Origin of the sequence: Acinetobacter sp. ANC 3781 (assembly GCF_004331285.1) — a bacterium.
Taxonomy (GTDB): domain Bacteria; phylum Pseudomonadota; class Gammaproteobacteria; order Pseudomonadales; family Moraxellaceae; genus Acinetobacter.
Genome location: NZ_SJOH01000022.1, coordinates 1 through 11,885 on the forward strand (window position 1 = coordinate 1; position 11,885 = coordinate 11,885).

The 11,885-nt window shown below is 41.1% G+C and carries 4 protein-coding genes; all 4 read left to right on the forward strand.

Translation table 11 applies throughout. From position 1 onward, the window contains the following. Positions 1-1,427 precede the first annotated feature (1,427 nt). The 4 genes from E0H89_RS14325 to E0H89_RS14340 all read left to right on the forward strand — a co-directional run bounded on the left by E0H89_RS14325 (position 1,428) and on the right by E0H89_RS14340 (position 11,883). Entirely contained in the window at positions 1,428-1,937 is a 510-nt protein-coding gene (locus E0H89_RS14325) for a hypothetical protein (RefSeq protein ID WP_250697877.1), read from the forward strand. A 42-nt stretch (positions 1,938-1,979) separates the two neighbouring features. Then, positions 1,980-4,691 (forward strand): DUF7619 domain-containing protein, encoded by a 2,712-nt coding sequence (locus tag E0H89_RS14330; protein ID WP_131217936.1) that lies wholly within the window; start codon positions 1,980-1,982, stop codon positions 4,689-4,691. Positions 4,692-4,791: 100 nt separating this feature from the next. After that, positions 4,792-10,806 carry an SdrD B-like domain-containing protein gene (locus tag E0H89_RS14335; protein WP_131217937.1) on the forward strand — a complete coding sequence of 2,005 codons (6,015 nt, stop codon included), beginning with the start codon at positions 4,792-4,794 and terminating at the stop codon, positions 10,804-10,806. Positions 10,807-10,809: 3 nt separating this feature from the next. Beyond that, a complete protein-coding gene (locus E0H89_RS14340; protein WP_131217938.1) occupies positions 10,810-11,883 on the forward strand; it encodes an OmpA family protein in 1,074 nt (357 codons plus the stop codon). The last annotated feature ends 2 nt before the right edge of the window (positions 11,884-11,885 follow it).

Sequence of the window (11,885 nt, forward strand, 5' to 3'; positions counted from 1 at the left end):
AAATTTTTAATAAGACCTGTATCAAATATTAATATCTAAAACCAGAATTTATTAAACTTATAAACTTATAAACTTATTTTTATATTTATAAGGTATAGATAATTATTTAGCTTCAATCTTTTGCTATGTCCGTACTTTTGATGGTTTTTTATACACTGACTATGTTACTACATCATTTATTTTCTGTTAACACATCAAAACTTGTATTTGTGGTGGTCTGTTACCACATCAAAAGCTGTAGGGATAGTAATCTGTTACCACATCAAAACCTGTATTTTTTATTTTATAATACCTTATAGGTATAATAATCTGAATTGTCATATGAATATAAAATTAAATAATCTATTATAATTTATAGAATTTATTTTCATTAATGTAAAATTGATCCATTATTTTTAATTATGCAGACCTAGAATGGGTTTTTATAGATAATCTACCTGTTCTAGCTCATCAATATGCGATTGGAATCAAAGATCTAGAGAATCTAAAAAGCATCAGCAGAGTTAGCTCAAAAATAAATCCAGTAGTAAAGCAAGGAGTAATTATATTCATTATTATTAGAGATAAAATGACTCATAGTTGAAAACTTTAGATAAGTTTTAATAGTCTAAAGTGCACTTCTTAATTCATAAACCGTATTTCTAAGTAAAGGTAAAATTTACTGAATAAGCTACCCCTCTGTTATACGCTGAGTCTGTGCCATGCAAATTTAATGCGGCAATTGCCTTAACTTGCACATTTAACACTGGTACCGCCCACGCAATAGTTTGTAGTCCGTGTTTTTCTGTAGATAAGCAGTCATCTTGTGTTTGAATTCCTGTTAGCAGTTTATAGAACTAGGTTCCGTCTTGAACTGTATATGGAGCAAGGCCTTTTAAACCACATTTGGCACCCCATTTTTTGTTTCTGCAAGTTTAAAGCTGCCAATAAAAATTTACCGGTTAAGTCTGCATCAGCGGGCAACTGTGTTCCTAAATGCATTCCATAAGGACTTAAGCAAAACTGTCTTGTTACGGTAAACAGCTTCGAACGATAGGAACCGCTTTATGCTCATCCAGTACCAATAAGAAAAAAGTAAGCGATGTTTGTGCACAGAATAAGTTTAAAATAGGCGGTACCACTTTAGGCAAATCCGCTGAGCTTATATAAGAACTCGATAAGCGCACTGCAATTTGAGTTGAGTTTTTAAAACTTTACTCCAAAACTTCGAGCAAACTTAAACCTTTGGCAAGGCCAAAAATGACACATTTAATAATTTTTTAATTTTGGTGTGATTAGTGTTACTTTTTTGCCTTTATTTCATGACAAAAAGTGTCAATAAATACAAATTTTTATAATAGAAAGACTACAATTTCCACATTTATTTATAAAGTGTGAAATATGTCATATTTTTCATTTATTTTTTTATTTTTTAATGTAAGAATGCAATGACATTATGTTTAAAATTGTATCCAATGATGATTAAATCCGAAAAAAAACCGATTTTGATACCTTTATCCTTGCTATTAACAGCAGCGTTTACAACTCATGCTTCCGCGAATAACCAAGCTTTAGTTGCTGATATGAAAGTGTTTCAGCTAGAGGTAAACCAAAAAGTAAAAAAAGAATTAAAAACAACAGATCAAGTAAAGCCAAAAGCGTTGCTTGAGTACAAAGTTGAATACTCCAATGTCTCTAGTCAGAGTCTGAAAAATTTAAAGTTGAATCTTCCACTTCCTACCGACGTAACTTACACAGGGCAAAGCTTACCCAAAGATGCCTATGCGTCCATAGATGGTAAAAGTTTTGCTAAAGCCCCATTAACCCGTATGGAAAATGGCAAAAAAGTAAATGTCCCACTAGTTGAATATCGCGTTTTGCAATGGAATGTGAGTGAGTTAAAACCAAAACAGAAAATTATTGTTTCTGCTCAAGTCCAAGTTAATACATCTAAATAAAATTTTTAATTGGTCAATATCGACTTCATTATTGGGTTCTTTATGAAAAATAATTTTCAATTAAGTAAAATTGCTGCATCACTGGCAGTAATTGGTGGGATATCTTTGCTGGGTAGCCAAGCTATGGCTGCTGCACCTTTAGCCGGTACGAATATTAGTAACGTTGCAACTGCATCTTATACTGATAATACCGGTACAGAACGTGTAGTAACGTCTAATGAAGTGAAAACGCTAGTCGCTCAAGTCGGCAGCTTTACACTTGAAGCTAACCGCGCTGCGCAGACCACAGCAAATGGTCAGGTTACTTTCTCACACATCTTAACCAATACCGGGAACGGATCGGATAAATTTACGATTTCACTTACTGATATAGATGATGCAACCACAACATTTGATTTCGAAAATGGCAAGTTTGCAATATATATTGACCGCAATAAAGATGGGGTTGCTGACAGTAAAGTTGCTTTAACAACTGCTGACCAAATTGAACTTGCGGCAGGGGAATCTGTGGGTTTAGTTGTGGTAGCAACTACACCAAGCACGGCACTTGCTAACCAGCTTGATAAGTTACAGGTATCGGCAACAGCACAGTCAGTTGCTTTATATGATTCAAGTGCGATAACAAAAAGCAATATCGACACTACCACCATTACTACTGGTGCAGTAATGCAAATTACCAAAGCTGCCAGTGTAAGTGTGACTCAAGCGGGGCAGGAAGTTGAATATACCTTAACTTTTAAAAATACAGGTAATGCAGCTGCAACCAATGTTGCACTCTTTGACGTATTGCCCGCTACTGTTCAGTTCGTTGCTGGATCTGCACGTTATAATGGCAGTTCAACCGCTCTTACCGATGCAAAAGATAATTTAGATAATTTTGAAGTAAGCGGAAATAAATTCCTTTTCAATATTGACAGTGTTGCAGCAAATACCTCAGGCAAGCTGACTTTTAAAGTTAAAGTTTTAGATAGCACCAGTGCAGGCGATATTAAAAATACTGCCTATGTCGATCCGGATGGTAAACCCGGTACTGCTGGTGGTCCGAATATTCCATTAGTGATCACAGATGTACCGGACACTGCACCTACTGATCCTACAACTGTTCCATCTAATCCATCAATTGTGACTGTAACAGGGAAATTTGATGGTTCGATTAATGACTCTGTATTAAACAGCTTTAAAGATGACACTATTCCAGGTGCTCCCGTGGATGACCTTATTACTTTAGCAGGCAAACAAGGGGTTCCGGTTGTATTCGGTGACAGTACAACAGAAGGTGACATGATTGTTGTCCATAACCGCGGCAACACGGCAGATTCTTATACGCTCACTGTAAATAAAACAAATTTACCGGCAGGCAGTATTGTTGAAATTCTGAAAGCGGATGGTAAAACGCCTGTAACATCGAATAATACCGGTCCGATCGCAGCGGGTGGCTATGAGAAATATATCGTTCGCGTCACTTTCCAGAACGGTGCAGTAGTCAATAATAATCAAATTATTTTGATCAGCACTTCTGATGCCAACAAAGGCATAGATAAGTTAACTCTAGTTGTTTCCAGCTTACTGGCAAATGCAGTGGATTTGGTTAGCAAATCTGGCCCAACTGCGGAACTTGGTGCAGGTCCCGGTAATTCAACGCCTGTAGCCACTGCAACGACACCACCGGCAATACCAGTAATTTTTGATCTTACGATCAAAAATACCGGCAACATTCCGGATAATTACATTATTAATGTTCCGAATATCCCTACTGGCTGGACTGCTGAAGTTTTTGAAAAAGACAGCTCAGGTAACTGTACTGCCACGAAAGTGACCAATTCTGGCAACATTGCCAATGGCGCTGCAAAAAGTTTCTGTCTAATCGTAACCCCTCCTGCCGGAACTCCTGCCGATACAAGTACGGGTAAAGATATTAAAGTCGAGATTTCTTCATCTGCTACAGGTACGAAAGATGACATTAGCTTTAATGTCAAAGTTGCAGAACAACGTCAATTGACCTTTACTCCAGACCGTCAAGGTCAAATTGCACCTGGTGGTACAACAGTATACAGCCACACCTTAACCAATACGGGAAATGTACTGGAAGGTGAAAGCAAATATCCAGTCGAAATTAACTGGTCTTCTACCTTGTCAGGTATGAACACCTCAGTTTATGTTGACCTCAACAAGAATGGCATGGTTGATGCCAATGAGTTGGTAATAGGTGCGACCGCCGCAGAGCGTAATGTATCTTTGACTGCTTTATTGGGACAAACCAATGGTGCTGGTTTATCACAAAATGAATCAGTTACAATTTTGGTCAAAGTAGAGGCACCTGCAACTGCAACGGCAGGGGAATCAGATACCACGATTGTATCGTTCAAACCTACAGGCAGTAACAAGCCTGCTGATGTGATTGTAACGGATCGCACGGTGATTAACTTAGGCCAGATTCGTTTAGTTAAAACTCAGGCTGTAGCAGACTGTACAACGCCCCCAACAGTTTATGGAACAACTGATTTAAAGGCAAAACCAGGTCAATGTGTGTACTACAAAATTGTAGCCACCAATGATGGTAATGCGAATGCCACCAATATCGTGATTTCCGACATGGTGCCAAGTTATACCAAGCTATTCACAGGGTCATTAAAGCCAGCGTCTGCAACTCAAACCAATGGTCAGGTGAGTTATAGCGTGAATACCTTGACTCCAGCAACATCTGAAACTTTAGAGTTTGCGGTAAAAATTGACAACAGCGTAACCACCCCATAACCCTTCTAAATCTCTAACCTCCCTTTTTACGAAAAGGGGGGACTTGATTTGTTTGTTTTAATTATTTGTATTTTCGTATTTTCTGTTCCGGGGCGTGGCAATGAAAAAAGCAATGAATAAAAAAGTGGAGACATTATCTTTGTCCGCACTTGCATCTGCTTTGTTCTTTGCACAGCACGGTCATGCTGCGATGCCTATGGCTGGACAAATGATTCAGAATATTGCTTATGCAAGTTATGAAGTCAGTGATTCCTACGGTGGGCAATTACTGCGAACAACTCAATCCAATGCAGTCAATGTCGAAATTGCAAAGTTTTATGGTCTTGAACTATTTCCAGATCAGCTCCAGCAAGTAGAAGCAGGTTCAAAAGTCATCTGGTTAAATCAGGTGACCAATACCAGTAATACTCAGGCATGGTTTGATTTTCAAACCGCGCCTGTTAACCATTTATCCAATTTAAAAATCTATTTAGATGCCAATCAAGATGGTGTCTTGGATATTTCAGATACCCTGATTAAAGATGGATTGGAATTACAATCCAATCAAACTGTACACTTATGGGTCGTGGCAGATACTTCATTACAAACTCCCGATCAGGCCAAGTTAGAGCTTCCTTTAACCGCACAAATTCGTGAAGAACCGCAACAACAAAAAACAGTGCAAGACCCTATACAGGTCTTTGAAGCAAAGTTAAAAATAGAAAAAGCCGTAGACCAATCACTGCTGACCATAAATCAGCAGGCACAAACCCTGAATTACACTTTGACGGTAACCAACTCAGCATCATTAGCTGTATCTCCTGCAACAGTCACGGTGGATGGACAGAAACAATCATGGGTGATTGTTGAAGATCCTTTGCCTGCAAATACTATTTTTGAAGATATTCAGGTTTCAGATTCGGCTTCTAATACACTGGTTTTGCATAAATTAGCAGAAGGACAATATTCAAGCCATTTACCTCAGGATAAAAGTCAAATTGGCCATGCTGTGGTTGCCTATAAACAGCCGTTTGCAGCCGGTCAAAAAAGCGAGATTAAGTTAAAGGTCAAAACTCAACCAACCATTAGCTATACCACATTGGTGAATGGAGCTTATGTTCTGCATCAAAAAGGGCAAGTGGATCAAAAAACCTTGTCCAATAAAGTTGAAACCAAGGTGGTAGGTCAGCCAACTTTGGAGAGCACCACAAATGATTTTAAAATCAGCTTTTATACCGGCAAGGTTAATGAACCGATTTATTTAAAAACCAATGCCGCCGTTTGTAATGCCAACCGTTTCAGCAAAGAGCAGGTCCGCATTCGTATTCAGTCTAAATTGACGGGTGATATTGTTATTATTTCTGCCATGGAAAGTGGTGAAAATACAGGTCTGTTCCAATTTAGTTTAGAGACTGAAGAAAATGCAGAAAAAAACCTGAATGATGCTGTTTTACAAACGCTTAAACGTGATGAGGTTACAGCAAGTCTGGTTGAATGTGTCGACGAGCAAGGACAGGTCACTACACCGATTAATGATATTTCAACGCAGATATTGATTGATCCATACGGCATTATTTTCGATGCAAAAACCAAAAAACCTGTCGCTGGAGCAACAGTGATATTGGTGGACGAAAATGATCAACCTGTAGGCAATAATGTAGCTTTTGAAGTTGACCGTACCACAGGGGCTTTACGTTCAATTCCTGCAAAACAGGTCACATCTGCGACAGGTGAGTTTGTTTACCCTCAGGTGATTCCGGGTAACTACAAATTATTAGTCGATACCTCAACAATTGCTACTCATCAATATAGTTTTGTCAGCGATCAGGTAGTGTATCCGCTCAGTTCATTTAATGGCATGGCGGTACATTCGCAATATTCTTATGGCGGCTTATTTACCCTGGCATCCAGCAGTCCGGCATTGAATATCGATATTCCGATTGACCCGCTATTAAGCCAATCGGGGTTGATGGTACAAAAAACGGCACGTGATAGCAGTATCGAATTGGGTGATTTCACCAATTACAGCATTACCGTGAGTAATAAAGGTGATGTACTTGCACGTGATGTCAAATTGCAAGACAGTTTACCGCGTGGTTTTAGCTATGTGCCAAATACCATGCGTATTGATGGCAAACCAGTGGCAGACCCGGAAGGTGGCAAAGGCCCTTATTTAACGCTGGGTCTCGGTAATCTTGCAGTTAATGCCAGTGCCAAAATTGAATACCGTGTTCTGGTCGGACCCAATGCTTTAAATGGGGATGGGATTAACCGGGCTCGTGCAGTGGATGGTTCTGGTCTCAGTTCAAATGAAGCACAGGCTAAAGTTAAAGTTCGTCCGGGTGCGTTTAGTGCCGATGCATTTGTGGTGGGTAAAGTTTATAGCGACTGTAACCGTAATGGCATACAGGATAAAGGCGAGTTGGGTGTGCCGGGTGTCCGTATCTACATGGAAGATGGCAGCTATGTGATCACGGACCGCGAAGGTAAATATGACTTTTACGGCATTTCGGCAAAAACCCATGTACTTAAAATTGACCGCACGACTTTACCGGCCGGGGTAGAGTTACTGACTCAGTCCAACCGAAATGCAGGCGATCCATCCAGCCGCTTTGTCGATGTCAAACGTGGCGAATTGCATCGTGCCGATTTTGCCATGGCGGATCAGGCAGATGCATGTTCCGCACCCTTAACCGATGCAATCAAACAGCGTCAGGAAAAAATTAACAGCAGCAATTTAAATCTTGAAAAAGCGATTAACAAGCAACTTTCTATTGATGCACCGAGCTATCTGGAAAGCAGCACCCGTTCAGAAAACACCCAAGGCTGTTTGGCAAATGACAATGATCAGAATTGCTTATTGAATCGGGGTGATTTTGCTGCACAAAAACAACCGCAGTTGTTGATTGATCCGGTAAAACCGCCTGTTTTAGTGAATCTTGAAGAATATTTAAAGCGTAGCGACAACAACGCTTTAGAAATTTTAAACTTAACAGAGGGACAGGTTCTACCTCATGCACAAACGACAATTCAAGTTCAAGGTGCAGCGGGAGCAACACAGCGTGTTTTAGTCAATGACGTGGTGGTGGCAGATAAACAACGCGGTAAATTAGCCATCCTGGATGAGCAACGTAAACAAGGTGTTGAATATGTCGGAGTGGCATTAAAACCCGGTAAAAACAGCATTCGTGCTGAACAACTGGATTTTGCTGGCAATGTCCGTGAAAGCCAACACATTCAGGTCATTGTTCCGGATGAAATTCATCAGCTGAAGTTACAACAACCGCAAGCTTCGGTGATGGCCAATGGCCGTGATGTGATGCAGCTGCGAGTTCAGTTACAAGACAAACAAGGCGTCAAGGTGGCCACCCGTACCTCGATCACTCTAGAAAGTGATATCGGGATTATTGATCTTCCAGATTTAAATCCGAATGAACCGGGCATTCAAAGCTTCATTGATGGCGGCGAGATGATTATTCCGGTTCTTGCACCGAATGTGCCTGCACGTGGAAAACTACGTGTCAGCAGTGGTTTGCTCAAACAAGAAATCGACATTCAGTTTCAGGCAGATTTACGTCCGCTGATTGCCGTGGGTTTAATTGAAGGTTCCATTAACTTTAATAATTTTGATAACACACAGTTGCACAGTGTGAATCGTAATGATGGTTTTGAAGATGAGCTGAATGAAATTGCCGAGTGGGGTAATGACACCTCATTGACCGGTCGCACTGCAATGTTCCTGAAAGGAAAAGTCAGAGGCAACTATCTGTTAACCCTGGCTTATGATTCGAATAAAAGTTCCAAGCAGCGCCTGTTCCGCGATATTCAACCTGATGAATATTATCCCGTTTATGGTGATGCAGCGGCAAAAGGCTTTGAAGCTCAATCGACCGGAAAATTGTATGTACGCTTAGACAAAGGCCGTTCATATGCGATGTATGGCGACTATGTGACCCGTACAGAAAAAGATGAAGGTCTGGCTTTGGGGCAATATAACCGTTCATTGACTGGTCTGAAAGTGGGACATGAAGGAGATAAGTTTCAAGCATCAGCATTTGTGGCTGAAACCAAATCGCGTCAAGTGGTGACAGAAAATCGTGCACTCGGTATTTCTGGGCCCTACAGTCTGGGTTCAATTTCAAATGAACTTATTTTAGACAATAGTGAAAAAGTCGAGATTCTGACCCGCGATCGTAATAATCCGGGGTTGATTATTGGCAAACAAAGCCTTACCCGTTTTACCGATTATGAAGTCGACACCTACAGCAACAGCATTTACTTAAAACAGGCTGTCGCCAGTGTCGATCAAGACCTGAATCCAAACTTTATCCGTATTACGGTGGAAGCGGATGAAATTGGTGAAGAATATCAAGTCGGCGGGATGAGTTTTAGTTATGCCATGAAGAGCCATCTAAAAATGGGTGGTTCATTTGTGCAAAGCAATGATCCATTAAATCAGGAACAGATTGCCAGTTTAAATGCCGTGGTGAAAGTGGGGCAATACGGTAAATTAATTGCTGAAGTGGCACAGTCTAAAAATACCGACTCAACGGCAGATCAGATTACTCAGATCAATAGTGATTCAACCCGTGACAAAAACCAAGGTGGCGCTGCCCGAGTCGAATTTGAATATGCGCCGAGCTTTGCCCATGTTCGTGCCTATCACCAGCAAGCTGAAGAAGGTTTCCAGAATGATGCAGCCACTATTAGTGCAGGGCGTAAGGAAAGTGGCATCAAGGCGTCAGCACCGATTGCAAAACTGGGCTTGGCTCGTATAGAAGCCATTCGTACCGAAGATCAAAATAATCACGGGATTCGTACCGGATTATCTGCCAGTCTGGAACGTAACTTCTTTAAAATTTTGGCAGTAGAATTAGGTTTTCGTCACTATGATGAAACCACTGCGGCGGCAACTTTAGCCACTGAAAATCTGGGTCCATATCAGGGAACTACGGGTCGTATCAAATTTACCGGTAATCTGCCTTGGAAAGGCGCATCAGCTTTTATTGAATACGAACAGGATTTATCTAATTCTGATAAACAAGTCTTGTCTGTAGGGGGAACAGCTAAAGTCCTGCCAAATACAGAAGTCTATGCCCGCCATGAAGTGATTTCAGCAATTGATGGCTTGTACTCCATAAATAGCACGGAAGAAATCAACAGCACGGTGTTTGGTATTTCCAGTAATTATATGAAAGATGGTTCAGCATTTAGTGAATATCGTGTTGCGGATGGCATCAGTAACCGTGAAGCTGAAGCTGCATTGGGCCTGCGTAACCGCTGGCAATTAAAACCGCGTGTCTATGTCAGTAGCAGTTTTGAGCGTATCCAGTCTTTATCTAAAAATGAAGACAATACTCGGAACGATGCCACTGCACTGAGTCTTGGGCTTGAGTATTTAGTTCATGAGAATTGGAAAGCGACCACCCGTTTGGAAGGTCGCCGTTCTGATACTTCGGATACCCTGATTAATACCCTTGGCTATGCCTATAAGCTTTCTGATGATGCAACCGTGCTGACTAAAAACACGCTGAACTTTGTCGATAATAAAGAAGCAGCTCAAGGGGATCATTTACGCAACCGTTTCCAGATCGGTTATGCATGGCGCGATTATGATCAAAATAAACTCGATGTGTTGTCGAAAATCGAATATTACTATGAAAATAATGCCACTGATTTAGAAGCGGAATTTAAACGTGAAGCCTATGTGACGTCTATTCATAGTAACTATCATCCACAGCGCCGTCTGACTTTATCGGGTCAATATGCAGCAAAATGGTCTGTACTGGATGAATACGGTATTTCGAGTAGTGCTTTAACCCAGTTAGTTAGTGGTCGTGTAATTTATGACATGAATGAACGCTGGGATATGAGCATACAGGCTGGCAGTTTATGGGCCAACCGCGGTGCAGGAACGCGTTATTTGGTTGGAGCCGAATTGGGGTATTTGCTTGCAACCAATCTTTGGGTTTCGGCAGGTTATAACTTTATGGGTTATCAAGATGAGGAACTGGCAAATACCAGTTCAACCGGTGAAGGTGCGTATTTAAGATTCAGATTCAAGTTTGATGAAGATCTGTTTGGTCGCCGTTCGGCAAACACAAACTTTGCTTTAGAGCCAGAACAGGGACGATAGAACATGAAACCATTGATTGGACTACTTGCAGCTTTATTTTTAGCGAATAGCATGGTTTATGCTGAACCCTTTTCAGCTGCTGATGCTCAGCGTCAAATAAAGACCTTATCCAATACTTTGCAATCATATTCAAATGCTGATGCACTAACTCGCTATCATGCTTACAAAGCAAAAATATGGTTAAGTTATGCGGTCAATCAACAATCCGAGCGCAGTTTAACCCTTGCCGGGCAGGAAGCTTTGCAACAGGCCCAGCATATCGTCAGTGGATTGCAGGCCAGGCAAAATTTGAGTTTAACCACACCAGTCTTAAGTGTGTCACAAGTCATGCGCCGTGATTTGTGGTGGCAGATTGAATATTTAAAACAGCAGGGTGCCATTGATAAAGCGCCAGAAAGTCTGGCACATGCAGAAGTGATGCTGGTGTGGGCGGCAGCAGAATATTGCGAGTTGGGCTGGAGACATGCCCAAGAACCTTTTAATGCGGTGCAACAGGCTTTATATCAGGTGGTTGAATCAACAGGTATACAGCGCACGGATATCAGCTGGCAGCCAGAGCAGTTGCCTTCATTGCAGCAGCTGAATGGAAAGGGCTGTCATGGCGTCAACCCTGAATTTTGGCCTCTAGCCAAAGTACAATTAAATCAACAGTCTAATAGTTTAAAGATCCATAATATTGTACATTTTGCCCGTGACAGTGCAGACCTAAGCCCGGCAAGCAAAATGGTGCTGCAACAATGGGAGATTCTGGAGAATCAATATCCGCAATTGTCTGCTATTTTAACGGGTTATACCGATCATCATGCAAGCTCGGCCTATAACATTCAGCTTGCACGGCGCCGTGTTCAGGCAGTGCAAGATTATCTGGTATTACAGGGTATGGATATTGCAAATATTACGACTGAAGCCAAGGGTGCAGTTGATTTTCAAACCGATACAGAGATGAAAATAGCTGAAGCCAAAAGCCGCCGGATGGTTCTGCAGGTTACAGATGTACCTGGGATTGAAATTAAATATTTGCCGCAGTGGCAAGATTTACAAATAGAGTCAAAACTGCAAAAAGTGCAGGTGAAATAACA